The following is a 17,643-nucleotide window of genomic DNA, read 5'->3' as shown; positions in this document are numbered from 1 at the left end:
GGCCGCGGGCGACCCGCACGACGTCGTCACGGAACTCTCGGGGGTAGGGCTTGGGCACGGTGGCATCCTTCCAGCCCGCCTCAACGGCAAGCCAGCTCAGGTGTCACCAGTTGGTGCAGCAGACCCGCCCCGGGTGCGCGCCGCGTGGGTCGACCGGCTGGCCCGCAAGGGCACCGGCCCGAGCGACCACGCCCCGGTGATGGTGGACCTCGACACCGCTCCGGACGGCGAGGATGTCGGCCCGGTGGTACCGCCCCCGTCGGCCCGCGCGTCGAAGCCGGCACGGCCACGCGTCTGACGGCAGACCCACGGACCTACCGTCAGCCCGCCGGCACCCGGCACCGTCAGCCCCCGGCACCCGGCAACCCGGCACCGTCAGTCCGGCAGCATGGGCATCGCCTCGCCGAGGTCCCGACCTTTCCCGGTCAGCGTCGCCCGGCGGACGGCCGCGGCGCCGAACCTGTCCCGGACGGCGTCGACAGCCGCGTCCAGCTCGCGGCCGCCGTCGCCCTCCAGGGGTAGCGCGAGCTGGACGAACCGGTCGTCGGCGAGGTTGCTGACCGTCACGCCGACCAGGGTGAGGCCGCGCGCGGCGACGAGGTCGGCCGAGGCGGCGAGCAGGCCCCGGGCGGCCCGGACGAGGGTCGCGGTGTGCGCCGTCGGCCGGGGCAGGGTGTGGGCGCGCGAGGCGCGGGAGAAGTCGTCGAACCGCATCCGCAGCGACACGGTGCGGCCCTGGCGGGCGGCGGCGCGCATCCGCCGGGCGACCCGCTCGACGAGGCCGGCGAGCACCGCGTCGACCTCGGCCGGCGAGCGCCGGCGCCGGCCGAGGGCCGACTGCGCGCCCATCGAGCTGCGGCGGCGGCCCGGGCGGACCGGACGGGGGTCGTAGTTGTGGGCGAGCGCATGCAGGTGCCGCCCGGCGGCCGGCCCGACCAGCGACACCAGCGCCGCCTCGCCGAGGCGGGCGACGTGGCCGAAGGTGCGGATGCCGCGCTCGCCTAGGCGCGCGGCGGTGACCGGCCCGACGCCCCACAGGCGGTGGACCGGCAGCGGGTGCAGGAAGCCCAGTTCGCCGTCCGGCGGCACGACCAGCAGGCCGTCGGGCTTGCCGACCCCGCTGGCCACCTTCGCCAGGAACTTCGTCCGGGCGACGCCGACGGTGATCGGCAGGCCCACCTGGTCGCGGACGTCGCGGCGCAGCCGGGCCGCGATGCCGGGCGCGGGGCCGGCGATCCGGCGCAGCCCGGCGACGTCGAGGAACGCCTCGTCGACGGAGACGCCCTCGACCAGCGGCGTGGTCCGCCGGAAGACGTCGAAGACCGCGCGGCTGGCCGCCGTGTAGGCCGACATCCGCGGCGGTACGACGATCGCGCGCGGGCAGAGCCGGCGCGCCTGCCACCCGCCCATCGCCGTGCGGACACCGCAGGCCCTGGCCTCGTAGCTGGCGGCCAGCACGACCCCGCCGCCGACGATGACGGGCCGGCCGCGCAGGGCCGGGTCGTCGCGCTGCTCGACCGCGGCGTAGAAGGCGTCGAGGTCGGCGTGCAGGATGGTCGCTTCGGTGCCCACCCCACGATAATCGCACACCTGTACGAACGACGGTCGCCGCCCGCGGGCGGCCGGCCCCGCGCCGTCGGTCGGCCAGGCGTGCGCGGGCCGCCTGTACGCGACAGGGGGGACCGTCCGCCGGGCCGTGAACCGCTTCCCGCCGCGGCCGACTGACCAGATCCGAACGTCGCGGGCCATAGATGGTTCGGCAATGGGCGGTGGCTGTCGCTGTTCGGTACCCGAGACCCGGGTGCGGCCCGGGTGGGTGGTCAGGGAGCGGGGCGCCAGTCGCGCAGGGCGTCCTGCACCGCGCGGTGGAACGTCGGATAGGCGTACACCATGTGCTGGAGCTGCGAGGCCGGCACGCGCGCGTGGACAGCGAGCGTGAGCAGGCCGAGCACCTCCCCGCCGGCCGGCCCCGCCGACGTCGCCCCGACCAGCACCTCGCGGTCGGCGTCGATCACCAGCGTGACGAAGCCGCTGTTGCCGGCGTGGTGCAGCCACCCGCGGGCCGACTCCGGCACCGACGCCCGGCAGACCTGGACGGCGAGGCCGGCCTCGCGGGCCGCGGCCTCCGTCAGGCCCACCGCGCCGACCTCCGGGTCGGTGAAGGTCACCCGCGGGACCGCGTGGTACGCGGCCGGGGCGACGAGTTCGCCCAGGATGTCGCAGGCGGCCACGCCCGCCTGGTAGGTGGCCACGTGGGTGTAGGCGCCCCGGCCCGTGACGTCGCCGACGGCCCAGACGCCGTCGGCGGCCCGCATCCGGCCGTCCACGGCGATCGGACCGGCGGGGTCCAGGCCGACGGCCTCCAGGCCGAGGTCCCGGAGGCGGTACTCCCGCCCGGCGGCCACGACCAGCCGCTGGTACGTCGCCGCCGCGCCCGCCACCTCGACCTGGAAGTGGCTGCCGTCGTGCCCCACCCGGTCGATGGTCACGCCGCACCGCACGCGCACGCCGTCGCGGCCCAGCGCCTCGGCCACGACGTCGGAGGCCTCGGGCTCTTCGCGGGCCAGCAGCCGCGGGCCGGCCTCGTACACGGTGACCTCGGTGCCGAACCGCGCGAACGCCTGCGCCAGTTCGACCCCGACGGCGCCGCCGCCCAGCACCGCCAGCGACGCGGGCAGGTCCCGGGCGTGGGTCGCCTCGCGGTTGGTCCAGAACGGGGTGCCGGCCAGGCCGGGCACGGGCGGCACCGCCGCCCGGGTACCGGTGGCGAGCACCACCGCGCGCCGCGCCCGGAAGGTGCGCCCGCCGACGGCCACCCGCCCGTCGCCGAGCAGGCGCCCTGTACCCCGCACGAACCTGCCGCCCCTGGCCTCGAAGCCCGCCACCGACGAGTGGTCGTCCCCGCCCGGCAGGACCTCCGCGCGGATCCGGTCGGCCACCCGCCGCCACTGCGCCTGGACGTCCGCACGGCCGGCCAGGGAGTCGACGCGGCCGGCCTCGGCCAGGACGTGCGCGGCGCGCAGCATCATCTTGCTCGGTACGCAGCCCCAGTTGGCGCACTCGCCGCCCATGGAGCCGGACTCGATGCCCAGGACGGTGCGGCCGGCGGCGAGGAGTCGCCCGGCCACCTCCTCGCCGCCCGGACCCAACCCGACCACGATCACATCGACCTCGTCGCTCATGGCCGGTACATGCCCGAATTCCGGGAATGAAAATCTCCGCGCCGGGGAGAGCGGCGAGGTGTTCAGCGGTGGGCGGCGATGTACGCGGCGGGGTCCTTGTCGCGCATCGTCAGGCCGGCGCCCTGCGGGTGGTCGCCGTAGAACCGCAGCCACTGCCGGCCCAGGTCCAGCCGCAGGGTGCGGTCGACGTGCCGGCGGAAGTCCGGCAGCGCCTCGTCCTCCTCCTCGGCCAGGTGTTCGCTGTTCTCCCGCCGGGCGGACCAGACGGCCGCCCACCAGTCGTCCGTGCCGATCTCGTGGTCGCGGGTCGCCGCCACCGCGTCCCGGATCTTGTTGTGGTCGCGGATGGCGTCGTCGGTCTCCTCGTCGGCCTCGTCGCCGCCCCGGCGCAGCAGGTGCGGGTACAGGATCCGCTCCTCGGCCTCGGCGTGGACCTCCAGGTGCAGGGCCAGCGGCTCCCAGACGGCGCGCAGCTCGTCGGCGCCGCGGGCGTCGTCGAGGCGGGCGAAGCCGAGGCGGAAGGCGTGGTGGTCGGCGAGGATCAGGTGGGTGATGTCGTCCATGGGAACCGCTTTCCCCCGGCAGGGGGCGCTCAACCGCCCCCTGCGGCGGGCGTAGCCCCATGGTCTGGGCTCCGCCGCGGGCTTCACCAGCGGGGCAGTGTGCGCGGCCCGCGGACCGCGGCGCCGAGCGCGGTGACCCGCGCGCGCAGCTCCCGGTCGGAGGTGACGACCGTGCACGGCGGTCCGGCCGCGGCGACGGCCGCGACGACCGCGTCGTCACCCGAGGCGGGTGCGGACACGACCCGCACGGCCGGGGTGCCGGGGACGTCGCGGGCCGCGCCCTCCACGACGAGGACGATGGCGGCGTACTCGTCGGCCAGCGCGGCGAGCGCGTCCCGCAGGCGGGTCACCGCACCCGCGCGGTCGCGCCACCAGCCGTCGGGGACGGAGCCGATGGTGTTGGCGGCGTCCACGACCAGGGTCTCCTGCACCCGTACAGCCTGCCACCGCGGGCCTCCGTCCGCACGGCGCGGGCCGGGCGCGGCGGCCGGGGCCGGGTCGTTGCGGCACGTGACACGCGGCGGGAGGATGGCAGGCATGTTGCGGATCGGTACGACCGTGCTGGGGGTGCGGGACATCGCGCGCCGCCGGCCCTGATGGTCAGCGACACGCCGGTGCAGGAGCGGCCGCGGGTCCACCTGGACCTGTACGCGGGCGACGCCGCCGACCAGGCCGCGCAGGTCGCGCGGCTGATCGCCCTGGGCGCGGCGCGGGTGGACTGGGACGCGTACCCGCCGGGGGCCGACTTCGTGGTGCTGGCGGACCCGGACGGCAACCGGTTCTGCGTCATCGACACCGGCGGCGGCCCCGCCGTTTGACCGCCGGCGCGCCGGGGCACCACCCGGCGCATGGATGACTCCCACGAGGTGCGCGCCCGGGTCACCGAGCTGATCCGGGACGCCGACATCTGCATGTTCACGACGATGACCGAGGACGGCCGGCACGTGAGCCGGCCGATGGACCTCCAGCGGGCCGAGTTCGACGGCGACCTGTGGTTCTTCTGCTTCGAGGACAGCGCGAAGGTCGCGCAGGTCCGCCGCCACCCGCAGGTCAACGTGTCGATGGCCGGGTCGTCGAGCTGGGTGTCGGTGGCCGGGCGCGCGGAGGTGCTGTTCGACCGGGCGAAGGCCGAGGAGCTGTGGGAGCGCTCGCTCGACGCGTGGTTCCACCAGGGCGTGGACACGCCGGGCCTGACGATGATCAAGGTGCACGCGGAGTCGGCCGAGTACTGGGCGTCCCGGCACGGCAAGGTGGTGACGCTGATCCGGTACGCGGCGGCCGCGGCCCTGCGCCGGGATCCGCCGGAGGGCGAGAACCGCGCGACCGCGCTCTGAGGCCCGTCGCCGTCCGCGTTCGGGGGGCGAGTCCCGCGCGGGGGCCGGGTGACGGCGGTCCGGCCGACCGCGTTTCAGCGTTGACCGCGCCGCGGGGGAATGCGAGGGTCGCTCGCGCCGAGGGGCCGGCGGGGCGCCTCGGCCGGCGGAGGAGGTGCCCGTGCGCAAGATCATCGTGCTCGCCCTGGTGGGGTTGGCGGCGCAGCTCGTCGACGGGGCGCTCGGGATGGGGTACGGCCTGACCTCGACCACGCTCCTGCTGGTGGCGGGCGTGGCGCCGGCCGCCGCGTCGGCCTCGGTGCACCTGGCCGAGGTCGGTACCTCGCTGGCGTCCGGGGTCGCCCACTGGCGCTTCGGTAACGTGGACTGGCAGGTCGTCCGCCGGATCGCGCTGCCCGGCGCGGTGGGGGCGTTCCTCGGCGCGACCGTCCTGTCAGCCCTGTCCACCGCCGTCGCGGCACCGTGGGTGGCCGGCATCCTGTTCGCGCTCGGCCTGACGCTGCTGGTCCGGTTCGCCCGGCCGCTGCCCCCGCCCCGCCCGGGGCGGACCCGGCGGCGGTTCCTGGCTCCCCTCGGGCTCGTCGCCGGGTTCGTCGACGCCACCGGCGGCGGGGGCTGGGGACCGGTGGCGACGCCGTCGCTGCTGGTGGACGGGCGCCTCGCGCCGTGCCGGGTGATCGGCTCGGTGGACACCGCCGAGGTGATCGTGGCCGCGGCGGCGAGCGCCGGCTTCCTCGTCGGCCTGGGTGGCGCCGGCTTCCTGGGGCCGACGGTGCTCGCCCTGCTCGCCGGGGGCCTGGTCGCCGCGCCGCTGGCGGCGTGGCTGGTCCGGCTGGTGCCCACGCAGGTCCTCGGGGTCGCCGTGGGCGGGATGGTGCTGCTGACCAACGCGCGGGTCCTGGCCCACGCCGCGGACCTGCCGGCCGCGGCCGTGGCGATCGGCTACGTCGCGCTGGGGCTGGCCTGGCTGGCCGCGACGCTGCTGGCCGTACGGGCGATGCGGCGGGCGGCATCGGCGGCGATGGCGCAGGTCGTCCCGCTACCCACCACCTGACCGGCACCGCAGCCCCGTCGCCCCGCAAACCGATGCCCCACCACCGTCGCATCCTCGGCGTTGCCCCGCACCGGGCGCCCCGCACCGGTCGGCCGTACCGCTGCGCGCGACTTTCCCCGCGTCGCGCCGGACCGCCGGGTCGGCGTTGACATTCACCGCCGTGTCCGGTCTGCTCCTCGTGCCGCGCGGCCGGACGCGCGGCACGGCGGACCGGAGGGACGACCATGACGGCTGGACCAGCATCGTTCGGCGGCGGGCGCGGGGTGCTGCGCCGCAAGCCGGTCGACGAGATCACGACCGAGGGCGGCGGAGGGAAGCTGTCGCGCTCGCTCGGGCTGTGGCAGCTCACCGCCATCGGGGTCGGCGGGATCATCGGTGCCGGCGTGTTCTCGCTGGCCGGGGCGGTGGCCAACGGTACGGCCGGGCCGGCGGTCCTGATCTCGTTCCTGATCGCGGGGGTGGCCAGCGCGGCGGCGGCCCTGGCGTACGCGGAGTTCGCGGGGATGATCCCGCGGGCGGGCTCGGCGTACACCTACGGCTACGTCGTGCTCGGGGAGCTGGTCGCCTGGCTGATCGGCTGGGACCTGCTGCTGGAGTACACGGCCATCGTCGCGGTGGTGGCGATCGGGATCTCCGGCTACTTCGGGTTCCTCGTCGGACAGTTCGGCATCGACCTGCCCGCGTGGATGCTCGGCGCGCCGGGCACGGGCGAGGGGCGGGTCGTGGACCTGTTCGCCGTGGTGCTGTGCCTGCTGATCGCGCTGCTGCTCACCATGGGCATCCGGGCGGCGGCGCGGTTCGAGACGTTCGTGGTCGGGCTCAAGGTCGCGGTCGTGCTGCTGGTGGTCGTGGTCGGCTTCTTCCACGTGAAGTCGGCGAACTACACGCCGTACTTCCCGTTCGGCTTCTCCGGCGCGGTGACCGGCGCGGCGACGGTGTTCTTCGCGGTGTTCGGCTACGACGCGATGAGTACGGCGGCGGAGGAGTCCAAGGACGCCCAGCGGCACATGCCCAGGGCGATCGTCTACTCGCTGGCGGTCTCGATGGTGCTCTACGTGCTGGCGACGCTGGTCCTGACCGGTATGCAGCGGTACACCGACATCGACCCCAAGAGCGGCTTCTCCTCGGCGTTCGCCTCGGTGGGCCTCTCCGGGCTGGCCAGCGTGATCGCGGTGGGGGCGATCGTCGGGATCCTGACGGTCATGTTCACCTTCCTGCTCGGCGTGACCCGCGTCTGGTACGCGATGAGCCGCGACGGGCTGCTGCCGCGGTACTTCGCCAAGCTGCACCCCGTGCGCCGGGTGCCGACGCGGGTGACGTGGATCGCGGGCGTCGCCTCGGCGGTGATCGCCGGCTTCCTGCCGATCCGGGAGGCGGCCGAGCTGACCAACATCGGCATCCTCGCCGCGTTCGTGGTCGTGTGCGTGGCGGTCACGGTGCTGCGGTACCGCCGGCCGGAGCTGCCGCGCACGTTCCGCACCCCGCTGATGCCGCTGGTGCCGGCGGTCGGCGTGGTGTTCTCCCTGTGGCTGATCACGTTCCTCACGGCGACCACCTGGCTGCGCTTCGCGGTCTGGCTGCTCCTGGGCCTGGCGGTCTACTTCGGCTACAGCTACCGGCACTCGCTGCTGCGCCCCGGCCGCCGGCCGCTCGGCGACGCCGATTCGGTGCGATAAACGATATTACGGGCAAACGATCGGCGACCTGGCCGATTGCCGCACGTCGATTCGTCGGCGGAGGGCCGCAGGTCGGCCCGTGCACGGTAATATCCGCGCCGTTCGATCCGAATGACAACGCGCCGCATCACAAGGAAGACCTGGGGAGAGTATGCGGAAAATTGCATCGAGCGTGTCGGCGGTGTGCGTGGCCGTGGCCGGGCTGACCTTCGCGTCGCCGGCCGCCGCCGCGCCCGCGCCGGCCGCCGCGGTGGACTGGCAGCCCTGCACCGTCGAGTCGCTGGCCAAGGCCGGCGCCGAGTGCGGCTACGTCGAGGCGCCGCTGGACTACGCCGCGCCGGACGGCGAGAAGATCCAGCTCGCCGTCTCGCGGATCCGGCACAAGACGCCGGACGCGCAGGCGCAGGGCCCGATCCTGGTGAACCCGGGCGGCCCGGGCGGCTCCGGCCTCACCATGAGCCTGCTCGGCGGGCGGGTGCCCGCCAAGGTGGGCGAAGCCTACGACTGGATCGGCTTCGACCCGCGCGGGGTGGGCAGCAGCAAGCCGGCCCTGACCTGCGACCCGAACTACTTCACGTACAACCGGCCGGAGTACCTGCCGACCACGCCCGAGATCGAGCAGGCCAACCTCGCCAAGGCGGCCGGCTACAGCCAGGCGTGCGGCAAGGTCGGCGGCCGCCTGCTGGAGCACGCGAAGACCACGGACACCGTCCGCGACATGGAGACGATCCGCAAGGCGCTGGGCGCCGAGAAGATCAACTACTACGGCTTCTCGTACGGCACCTACCTCGCCCAGGTGTACGCCACCATGTACCCCGAGCGGATCCGCCGCATGGTGATCGACGGCGTCGTCGACCACCGCAACGTCTGGTACCGCGCCAACCTGAACCAGGACGTCGCCTTCGAGGGCAACATCCAGCAGTTCTTCGCCTGGATCGGGCGCAACGACAAGGTGTTCGGGCTCGGCGCCTCCGGCGGCGAGGTCAGCAAGCGCTACTACGCCACCAGGGCGGCACTGGCCGGCAAGCCGGCCGGCGGGCTCATCGGCCCCAGCGAGTTCGCCGACGCGTTCCTGCCGGCGGGGTACAGCCAGAGCCGCTGGAACGCGATCGCCAAGGCGTTCAGCCTGTGGGCGAACAAGCAGGACGCCGCCGCGATCAAGACGGCGTACGACAACGCCAACGGCCCCGGCGACGACAACGGCTACGCCATGTACGCGGCCACCCAGTGCACCGACGTGCAGTGGCCGCAGAAGTTCAAGACCTGGCGGGTCGACAACTGGGCCACCCACAAGAAGGCGCCGTTCTACACGTGGGCGAACGCCTGGTACAACGCGCCGTGCCTGACCTGGCCCGCCAAGGCGGGCCAGCCGGTCGAGATCGACCCGGCCCAGGCCCCGCCGGTCCTGATCATCAGTGAGGAGCAGGACGGCGCCACCCCGTACGAGGGCGCGCTGGAGGCGCGGCGGATCTTCCCGAACTCGTCGCTGATCAGCAGCCCGGGCGGCACCAGCCACTCGACGTCGCTGCGCGGCAACCTGTGCGTGGACAACCCGATCGCCGAGTACCTGCGCTCCGGCACGCTGCCGGCCCGCCAGCCGGGCGGCGAGTCCGACCTCCAGTGCAAGCCGGCCAAGAAGCCGGTCGCGTCGATGACGGCGTTCGCCCCCGCGGACGACCCGCTGGAGATCATGCCCCGCTACTGACCGATGCGGGTGAGGGGCAGGCCACCGTGTGGTGACCTGCCCCTCACCCGTTCTCCCGGCAGGCCCCACCGGAGGCACCGGCTGGCAGGCCGGCTCGTTTTCGTCCGTGGATTCCCGGCTCGACCGGATGTCGCCGCGGCGCGGTCGGCCCCGCGGGGGTGGTGGCGGGTGAACGGCGCCCTGGCCGCTTGTCGCGGGCCTTAGTCTGCGGGCAGGTGGCGGGGTCTGCCGGCCGGGGCGAGGGCGGGGTGGCGGCATGGCGGTGAGCGCGGTCGGACTGGCCGGTACGGCGGCGGACGCGGCGCGGGACCGGGCCCGGGACCGGCTCGCCGCGCTCCAGCGCCCGACCGGCGGCTGGCAGGCGCAGGTCGAGTCCGACGTCCGGGTGGCCGCCGAGGACCTGCTGCTGCGGGAACTGCTCGGCGTGCGTACCGCCGAGGACACCGCCGCGACGGCCAGGGCGATCCGACGTCGCCAGCGGCCGAACGGCACCTGGCCGACCTTCCCGGGCGGTCCGGGGGAGCGCGGCGCGACCGTCGAGGCGTACCTCGCGCTGCGGCTGGCCGGCGACCCGATCGACGCGCCGCACATGGCCGCCGCGGCCGCGTACGTGCGGGCGGCCGGCGGCGTGGCCCGCGCCGACGCGCGGGCCCGGGGCTGGCTGGCGGTGTGCGGGCTGTGGCCGTACGACCGGCTGCCCGCCGCGCCGGTGGAGTTGCTGCTGCTGGGCCGCGGGGCGCCGGTGCGGCTCGGGGACTGGTCGTGCCGGGCGCGCCGGACGGCGGTGGCGCTGGCGGTGGTCGGCGCGGTCCGGCCGGTGGCAGCGCTGCCGTTCGACCTGGCCGAACTGGACTCGCCGCACCCGCCGCCGACGGGTCCCGGCGGGGTCGGCGGCCTGGCCGCGCGGGCGTGGCGTCGGTACGGCCGGCGGCCGCCGCGGGGCCGGCGGGCGCGGGCGCTGCGGCTGGCCGCCGACTGGCTGCTCGCGCGGCAGGAGGGCGACGGCTCCTGGGGCGGCCGGGGGCAGACGGTGTGGGCGCTGGTCGCCCTGCACGGCCTCGGGCACTGCGTGGGGGAGCCGGTGGTCGTCCGGGGACTGGCTGCCCTCGACCGCGGGGTCCGGGTGGTGCCGGGTCCGGACGGTCCCGTGCGGGAGGTCGCCGGCTGCCGGTCGGCGGTCCGCGACACCGCCCTGGCGCTGCGGGCACTGGGCGCCGCCGGTACCCCGGCCGCCGACCCCGGCGTGGTCCGCGCGGCGTGCTGGCTGCGCGACGAGGAGGTCCGCCGGCCCGGTGACTGGCAGCAGCGGCGGCCGCACGTGACGCCCGGCGGCTGGGCCGCCGACTGCGACAACGACGGCAGCCCGGACGCCGCCGACACCGCGGCGGTGCTGCTCGCCCTGCCCGCGGTCCGCGGCTCCGGCGACCCGCACCGGCTGGGGCCGGCCGCCGCCCGCGCGGCCGCGTGGCTGATCGGGATGCAGGACGCCGACGGCGGCTGGTCGCGCGCCGACGGCGGCCGGCCGCGCCGCTGGGCGGGCCTGCTGGGCGACGGCCTGCTCCCCGACGTGGACCCGCCCGCGACCGACGTCACCGCGCCGGTGCTGGAGGCGCTGTGCCGGCTGGGGCACGGCGGTACCGCGGCCGTGGCCCGCGGCGTGGCGTGGCTGCTCTGCCAGCAGGAGCGCGACGGGTCGTGGGGCGGGCGGCGCGGCGTGCACCACGTACACGGCACGGGCGCGGCGCTGCTGGCGCTCGCCGCCGCGGGTGTCCCGCCGGCGCACCCGGCGGTCCGGCGGGCCGTGACCTGGCTCGACCGGCGCCAGCAGGACGACGGCGGCTGGGGCGAGGACCCCCGCGCGCGCCGCGACCCGGAGTGGGTCGGCCGCGGTACCGCCACCGCGTCGCAGACCGCGTGGGCGGTCCTCGGCCTGCTCGCGGCCGGCGAGCGGACCGGCGCCGCGGCCGGCGGGGTGGGCTGGCTGGTCCGGCGGCAGCGGCCGGACGGGGACTGGGACGAGTCGGAGTACACCGGCGTGGACGAGGCGGGGGACCCCTACCGGCACGACCTCTACCGGCTGGCCTACCCGCTGTGGGCGCTGGGCCGGTACACCCGGGGCGACTGAGCCGCCGTCAGTCCAGCGTGGCCAGGGCGGCGGCGACGCCGGCCACGATCTCGGTCAGCTCGTCGTCGGTGACGCACAGCGGCGGGCCGAGCACGATCAGGTCGCCGTCGGTGCCGTCGGCGCACCCCGTGCCCGGGTACACCAGCACGCCGGCGCCGCGCGCGGCGGCCACGACCCGCTCGGCCACCCGGGCCGCCCGCGGGAAGGGCGCCGCCGTGCGCCGGTCGGCGACGAACTCGACGCCGACGAGCAGCCCCCGCCCCCGCACGTCCCCCACGTACCGGTGCCCGCCGACGGCCTCGCCGAGCCGCGCCGCCAGTGCCGCGCCCCGGGCCGCCGACGCGGCGACGAGGTCCCGGTCGCGCAGCTCGCGCAGGACGGCGAGGCCGGCGGCGGCGCCGACCACGTGGTGGGAGTACGTGAAGCCGTGGGTGAACCCGCCCTCGGCCAGCGCCGCGTGCACCCGCCCGGAGGCCACGGCCAGCCCCAGCGGCCAGTACCCCGACCCGGCGCCCTTGCCGGCGGCGAGCAGGTCGGCGCGCACCCCCCAGTGCTCCAGCCCGAACCACGCGCCGGTCCGCCCGAAGCCGGTCATCACCTCGTCGGCGACCAGCAGCACCCCGTACCGCCGGCACACCTGCGCGATGCGCGGCCAGTACTCCTCGGGCGGCACGCACGCCCCGAGCGCGGCGCCGGCCACGGGCTCGGCGACGAATGCCGCCACGGGGGTCCGCGCGCACACCGCGGCGAGCGCGTCGGCGTGGGCGGCGGCGCAGCCGCCGGGGTGCCGGTCGGGGAACGGGCAGCGGTACTCGTACGGGCCGGGGACCCGCTGCGCCTGGCCCAGCCAGGGCAGGTACGGCGCCCGCAGGCCCGCGCGGCCAGAGATGTCGAGGGCGCCGCGGGTGCTGCCGTGGTAGGCGCCGTCGCGGGCGACGACGACGTGCCGGTCCTCGCCTCGGGCCAGGTGGTAGGCGCGGGCCATCTTCAGGACCGTCTCGACCGCCTCGCTGCCGCCGGAGACCGGGTACACCCGCGGGTCGTCCACGGGCAGCAGCGGGGCGAGCGCGTCGGCGTACTCCTCGACGACGGCCGACCGGAAGACGGTGCCGTGGGCGTAGGCGACCTGCCGGGCCTGTGCCGCGACCGCGTCGGCGACGGCGGCCACGCCGTGCCCGACGCCGACGACGATCGCGCCGCCGCTGGCGTCGAGGTAGCTGCGCCCGCCGGTGTCCCAGATCCGGCAGCCGCGGGCGCGCGCCACGACCGGCGCGTCGGCGCCGCCGCGGCCGAAGACGTGGCTCACCTCAGGTACGTCCGGTCGGGGTCCAGCTCCTCGCGGAGCAGGCGCAGCTCGGCGTCGGTGGGCGGCGCGGACTCGGCCAGGTCCGCGGCGACCGACAGCGGCCAGCCGGTCGCCTCCCGCACCTGGTCGACGTCCACGCCGGGGTGCAGGTGGGTCAGGGTCAGCTCGCCGTCGCGGTGGGCGAACTCGCCCAGGTCGGTGATCACCCGGCTGAGGCCGCGGCCGGAGCTGGTGACGAAGTCGACCCGCGGGACGAACGAGCGGCGCGACTGGCGCATGAGGACGAACACCTCGCGGGCGTTCTGGGCGATCTCGCTGGCGCCGCCGGAGCCGGGCAGCCGGGTCCTCGGCGCGTCGTAGGGGCCGATGACGGTGGTGTTGACGTTGCCGTAACGGTCGAGCTGGGCGGCGCCGAGGAAGCCGAGGTCGACGAGTCCGCGCTGGAGGTAGTACTGGAACAGCTCCAGCATCCCCATCGCCGCGGTCGCGCCCGTGACCAGGCACGGGTCGCCGATGGACAGCGGCAGCCGGGACGGGCGGGCGCCGTACACGCCGGACTCGTAGATCAGCTCGATGGCCGGGGCGACGGTGCGCTGGGCCAGCGCCACCGCGATGTTGGGCAGCCCGATGCCGACGAAGCAGACGCGGGTGCCGGCCATCGCCCGGGCGCCGGCCACGACCATCATCTCGGTGGGGGAGTGGCCGGTCACCGGTAGTCCCCGTAGTCGACGGTGCCGGAGCGGGCCGGCCCGGGGGTGAGGCCGGTCCACCGGTCGGCTCCGAGGCGGTCGAGGTAGCCGGCGTGGTCGGCCGTGCCGTACACCCACTCGTCCAGCCAGGCGGCCAGCCGCGCCGGGTCCCGGCTGACGGCGTCCCAGGCCAGGTAGAAGGCGTTGTCGCGGTCGTAGTGGCCCTGCGCGAACGACGGGTGCGCGCCGCGCGGGCAGTGCACCACCGCGTCGACGACCAGTCCCGGGATCAGGGTCCGGTTGGGGTCGGCCCGGATGACCTGCGGGTCGACGACCTCCTCGGCGACGACGACGACGTGGGCCGCGGCGAACGCCGCCTCCTTCTGACAGCCGAGCAGGCCCCAGACCTGGGTGTTGCCGTCGCGGTCGGCGCGCTGGGCGTGCACGATCGTCACGTCCGGGCGCAGCGGCGGGACGACGTGGATCTCCTCCCCGTCGTACGGCGAGCGGACCGTCCGCAGCGCCGGGTTGACCGCCGGCAGGTCGCTGTCCAGGTACGAGCGCAGCGGGTAGAAGGGCAGGTTCGCGGCACCGGCGGCGTACCGGCCGACCATCCCGAAGTGCGAGTACTCCTCGATCTCCAGCGCCCCGGACTCGACGGCCCGCCGGATGGCGTGCAGCGACCCGACCCCGGGGTTGCCCAGCCAGGAGAACACGAGCTTGCGGGCGACCCCGGCGCCGACCATCTGGTCGTACACCACGTCGGGCGTGAGCCGGCACAGGGTGAGGTCCCGGCGCCGCTGCCGGATCACCTCGTGGCCGGCGGCGAACGAGATCAGGTGGGTGAAGCCCTCGATGGCGACGGTGGCGCCGTCGGGTACGTACGCCGCCACCGCCTCCGCCATCGTGACGACCTTGCTCACGCCGGCCGCCCCACCTCGCCGCCCGCCCGCCGGGTCACGCCAGCCCCTCGGCGGAGGCGACGTCGGCGACGGCCGCGCCGAACAGGCGCAGCGCCGTGGCGACCTCCGCCGCGCTGACGACCAGCGGCGGCGACATGCGGATGGCGTTCTCGCCTGCCTCCAGCACGAGCAGCCCGCGGTGGAACGCCGCGTCCTGCACCGCGTTGGCCAGCCGCCCGTCCGGGAACTCCACCCCGATCATCAGGCCGAGGCCGCGCACGTCGCGGACCATCCGCGGGTACCGGCCGGCCAGCTCGCGCAGGCCCGCGGTCAGCGCCGCGCCGCGCACGGTCGCGTTCGCCAGCAGCTCCTCCTCGGCGATCACCTGGAGGGTGGCCAGGCCGGCCGCGCAGGGGACGGGGCTGCCGCCGTACGTCGACCCGTGCGCCCCCGCCGACCACGTCTCCATCAGTTCCTGCCGGGCCAGGATCGCGCCCAGCGGCAGCCCGGAGGCGATCCCCTTGGCCGAGGTCAGGATGTCCGGCGCGACGCCGAAGTGCTCGACCGCCCACATCCGGCCGGTGCGGCCCATCCCGGACTGCACCTCGTCGGCCACGAGCAGGATCCCGTACCGGTCGCAGACCTCGCGCAGGTCGGCCAGCCAGCCCGGCGGCGGGACGATGAACCCGCCCTCGCCCTGGACCGGCTCCACGAACACCGCGGCCACCTCGGTCGGGTCCACCTCGTACCGGAACAGCACGTCCTCCAGGTACGACACCGGCACCGGCGCGTACGGGGCGCGCAGGATGCCGGGCAGCAGCGGGCCGAAGCCCTTGTGGTACTTGGCCTTGGAGGCGGTCAGGCTCACCGCGCCGTAGGTGCGGCCGTGGAACGCCCCGTAGAAGCTGATCGCGTACTGCCGCCCGGTGGCGTACCGCGCCAGCTTGAGCGCCCCCTCGACGGCCTCGGCGCCGGAGTTGGTCAGGAACACCCGCACCGGCCCGTCCATCGGCGCGGTCGCCGCCAGCGCCTCGGCCATCCGGCTGTAGACGGGCAGGTAGAAGTCCGACGCCGAGTAGTGCAGCAGGTCGGCGGCCTGCTCCTGGACGGCCCGCACGACGGTCGGGTGGGCGTGGCCCGTGGAGTTCACCGCGATGCCGGCGTTGAAGTCGAGGAACAGGTTGCCGTCGACGTCCTCCAGCGCCAGCCCGTACCCGCGCCGGGGCGCCATCGGGTAGGCCCGCGGCAGCGACGGGCTGGTGACCGCGGTGTCGCGCTCCAGCACGAGCTTGGCCTGCGGGCCGGGGATCGGGGTCACCAGGTCCGGCACCGGCCGGCTCGGGTCGTACCACTGGGGGGGCTGCATCAGGACACCACCGTTCGGGACTGCTCGCGCATGAACTGCTGTACGTAGTAGGGGCCGCCGCCGGCCTTGCCGGTGCTGCCCGAGCCCTTCCAGCCGCCGAAGGGCTGGACGCCCGGCCACGCGCCCGTGGTGGCCCCGGCCGGCCGGTTGACGTAGACGACGCCGGCCTCGATCCGGTCGAGGAACCGGTCGACCTCGGCGTCGTCGGCGGAGAAGAAGCCGGCGGTGAGCCCGAGCGGTACCGCGTTGGCCAGCGCGACGCCCTCGTCGACGGAGTCGACGGCGGCGACGGCGACCAGCGGCACGAACAGCTCCTCGGCGAACAGCCGGTCGTCGGTGGGCAGCCCGGCGACCACGGTCGGGGCGACGTAGTAGCCGTCGGGGCGGCCGTCGCCGCCGCCGAGGACCCGCCCGCCGGTCACCACCGTCCCGGCCTTCGCCGCGTGCGCGACGGCCGCCGCGTACCGGTCGACGGCGGCGGCGTCGATGACCGGGCCGACGTAGGTCTCGCGCCGGGTCGGGTCGCCGACGACCAGCTTCGCGGCCTGGGCCGCCAGCCGGGAGAGGAACTCGTCGTGTACCGGCCGCTGGACGTAGACCCGCGAGCAGGCCGAGCACTTCTGGCCGGTGAGGCCGAACGCCGAGCGGGCCACCCCGAGCGCCGCCGCGTCGAGGTCGGCCTTCGCCGAGACGACGGTGGCGTTCTTGCCGCCCATCTCGCAGATCACCGGCTTCGGGTACGCGCGGGTGAACTCCCGCAGCACCGCCATCCCCGTCTCGTGCGAGCCGGTGAACGTCAGCCCGTCCACGCCGTCGTGCGCGACCAGCGCCCGGCCCGGGTCGTCGCCGCCGGTGAGCAGGTGGGCCGCGCCCGCCGGCAGGCCCGCGTCGCGCAGGCAGTCGAAGAACCGCGCGGCGCTGAAGCTGCCCTGCAGGCTGGGCTTGAGCAGCACGGTGTTGCCGGCCACGAGCGCGGCGCCGACCGGGCCGGCGGCGAGCGCCATCGGGAAGTTGAACGGGCTGATCACGGCCCACACCCCGTGCGGGCGCAGCACGCTGCGGGTGGACTCGCGGGCGGCGATGGTCGCCATCGGACGGTCGAACCCGTCGGCGGCCGCCATCTGGTCGCAGTAGTACCGGATGAGGTCGGCGGACTCCTCGACGTCGCCGAGCGCCTCCAGCCTGTTCTTGCCGACCTCCAGGCTCATCAGCGCGGCCAGCGCGTTGGAGCGGGCGCTGACCAGGTCGGCGGCGCGGCGCAGCAGCGCGACGCGCTCCGGCCACGGGGTGCCCGACCAGGCGGGCGCGGCGGCGCGGGCGGCGGCGACGGCGTCGGCCACGTCGGCGGCGGTCGCCTCGACGACGGTGCCCAGGCTCAGGGTGACGTCGGTCGGGCTGGTCAGCTCGCGGGCGGGGCCGCCGTCGCGGGGCGCGCCGTCGACCACCGGCGCCAGCCGGGCGCCGAGCCAGGTGCGGGCGGTGTCGACGCCGCTCTCGTACGCCGCGTGCAGCTCCTCGTTGTCCGCCGACAACGTGGCATAGGTGACGCGAAACCGGGCAGTCACAGCACGGGCCTCCTCGCATTGCCGGGTAACGCCCATCCTCCGGTAGATTCGCCTTTAACTCAACGATGTGACGGAAAATTCTCCGGCTGAAAGGGTCTGTGCCAGGAGAGTCTTCGTCGTGCCGCGACGGATTGCCTGGTCCGGCCGCGCCGGTGCCCGCAGCCCCGCGCCGCCGG

At 75.8% G+C, this 17,643-nt stretch carries 15 protein-coding genes and 1 pseudogene; 7 read left to right on the top strand and 9 right to left on the bottom strand.

The genetic code is table 11. The annotated features are described in order from the left end of the window. Positions 1-298 (top strand): annotated as a pseudogene (locus tag IEY75_RS21035) (hypothetical protein); the annotation flags it as partial. A gap of 77 nt (positions 299-375) precedes the next feature. Here the strand turns inward: IEY75_RS21035 and dinB are convergent. From dinB to IEY75_RS17895, 4 genes are all read right to left on the bottom strand, one after another. Further along, positions 376-1,572 (bottom strand): DNA polymerase IV, encoded by a 1,197-nt coding sequence (gene dinB / locus IEY75_RS17910; protein WP_229789869.1) that lies wholly within the window; start codon positions 1,570-1,572, stop codon positions 376-378. 248 nt (positions 1,573-1,820) lie between these two features. Beyond that, positions 1,821-3,182: a dihydrolipoyl dehydrogenase family protein gene (locus tag IEY75_RS17905; RefSeq protein ID WP_189115527.1), complete on the bottom strand. Its 1,362-nt coding sequence runs from the start codon at positions 3,180-3,182 to the stop codon at positions 1,821-1,823. 62 nt (positions 3,183-3,244) lie between these two features. Continuing rightward, on the bottom strand, positions 3,245-3,745 hold the full coding sequence (locus IEY75_RS17900) for a hemerythrin domain-containing protein (RefSeq protein ID WP_189115526.1): 501 nt from the start codon (positions 3,743-3,745) through the stop codon (positions 3,245-3,247). Positions 3,746-3,828: 83 nt separating this feature from the next. Then, on the bottom strand, positions 3,829-4,176 hold the full coding sequence (locus IEY75_RS17895) for an NTP pyrophosphohydrolase (protein ID WP_189115525.1): 348 nt from the start codon (positions 4,174-4,176) through the stop codon (positions 3,829-3,831). Between IEY75_RS17895 and IEY75_RS21335 the strand changes: the two genes are divergently transcribed. From IEY75_RS21335 to shc, 6 genes are all read left to right on the top strand, one after another. Beyond that, positions 4,171-4,563: a VOC family protein gene (locus IEY75_RS21335; protein ID WP_268244363.1), complete on the top strand. Its 393-nt coding sequence runs from the start codon at positions 4,171-4,173 to the stop codon at positions 4,561-4,563. The genes IEY75_RS17895 and IEY75_RS21335 overlap by 6 nt on opposite strands. A gap of 30 nt (positions 4,564-4,593) precedes the next feature. Further along, positions 4,594-5,079: a pyridoxamine 5'-phosphate oxidase family protein gene (locus IEY75_RS17885; protein WP_189115524.1), complete on the top strand. Its 486-nt coding sequence runs from the start codon at positions 4,594-4,596 to the stop codon at positions 5,077-5,079. Positions 5,080-5,239: 160 nt separating this feature from the next. Continuing rightward, positions 5,240-6,133, top strand: a complete 894-nt coding sequence (locus tag IEY75_RS17880; RefSeq protein ID WP_189115523.1) for a sulfite exporter TauE/SafE family protein — start codon at positions 5,240-5,242, stop codon at positions 6,131-6,133. A gap of 224 nt (positions 6,134-6,357) precedes the next feature. Next, a complete protein-coding gene (locus tag IEY75_RS17875; protein WP_189115522.1) occupies positions 6,358-7,809 on the top strand; it encodes an amino acid permease in 1,452 nt (483 codons plus the stop codon). Positions 7,810-7,981: 172 nt separating this feature from the next. Continuing rightward, positions 7,982-9,514 (top strand): alpha/beta hydrolase, encoded by a 1,533-nt coding sequence (locus IEY75_RS17870; RefSeq protein WP_229789865.1) that lies wholly within the window; start codon positions 7,982-7,984, stop codon positions 9,512-9,514. Between the two features lie 256 nt (positions 9,515-9,770). Beyond that, positions 9,771-11,639, top strand: a complete 1,869-nt coding sequence (gene shc / locus IEY75_RS17865) for a squalene--hopene cyclase (RefSeq protein WP_189115520.1) — start codon at positions 9,771-9,773, stop codon at positions 11,637-11,639. A gap of 7 nt (positions 11,640-11,646) precedes the next feature. On the opposite strand, the gene IEY75_RS17860 is transcribed toward shc, so the two are convergent. From IEY75_RS17860 to IEY75_RS17840, 5 genes are read right to left on the bottom strand one after another with little or no spacing between them, the layout of a single operon-like run. Continuing rightward, the gene (locus IEY75_RS17860; protein WP_189115519.1) at positions 11,647-12,945 is read right to left on the bottom strand and encodes an aminotransferase family protein; all 1,299 of its coding nucleotides are present in this window, start codon (positions 12,943-12,945) and stop codon (positions 11,647-11,649) included. After that, positions 12,942-13,655: a CoA-transferase subunit beta gene (locus IEY75_RS17855; RefSeq protein ID WP_229789863.1), complete on the bottom strand. Its 714-nt coding sequence runs from the start codon at positions 13,653-13,655 to the stop codon at positions 12,942-12,944. Before IEY75_RS17855 ends, IEY75_RS17860 begins: the two co-directional genes overlap by 4 nt. Further along, the gene (locus tag IEY75_RS17850) at positions 13,652-14,557 is read right to left on the bottom strand and encodes a CoA transferase subunit A (protein ID WP_229789862.1); all 906 of its coding nucleotides are present in this window, start codon (positions 14,555-14,557) and stop codon (positions 13,652-13,654) included. Before IEY75_RS17850 ends, IEY75_RS17855 begins: the two co-directional genes overlap by 4 nt. A 34-nt stretch (positions 14,558-14,591) precedes the next feature. Continuing rightward, positions 14,592-15,902 (bottom strand): aminotransferase class III-fold pyridoxal phosphate-dependent enzyme, encoded by a 1,311-nt coding sequence (locus tag IEY75_RS17845; protein ID WP_189115518.1) that lies wholly within the window; start codon positions 15,900-15,902, stop codon positions 14,592-14,594. Beyond that, positions 15,902-17,467: an aldehyde dehydrogenase family protein gene (locus IEY75_RS17840; protein ID WP_229789860.1), complete on the bottom strand. Its 1,566-nt coding sequence runs from the start codon at positions 17,465-17,467 to the stop codon at positions 15,902-15,904. The genes IEY75_RS17845 and IEY75_RS17840 overlap by 1 nt, the downstream gene beginning before the upstream one ends. Positions 17,468-17,643 lie beyond the last annotated feature (176 nt).

It is taken from the genome of Pilimelia terevasa (assembly GCF_014647915.1).
Lineage (GTDB): Bacteria > Actinomycetota > Actinomycetes > Mycobacteriales > Micromonosporaceae > Pilimelia > Pilimelia terevasa.
The sequence above is the reverse complement of the archived record's forward strand: the minus strand, read 5'-3'. Positions and strand labels throughout refer to the sequence as shown.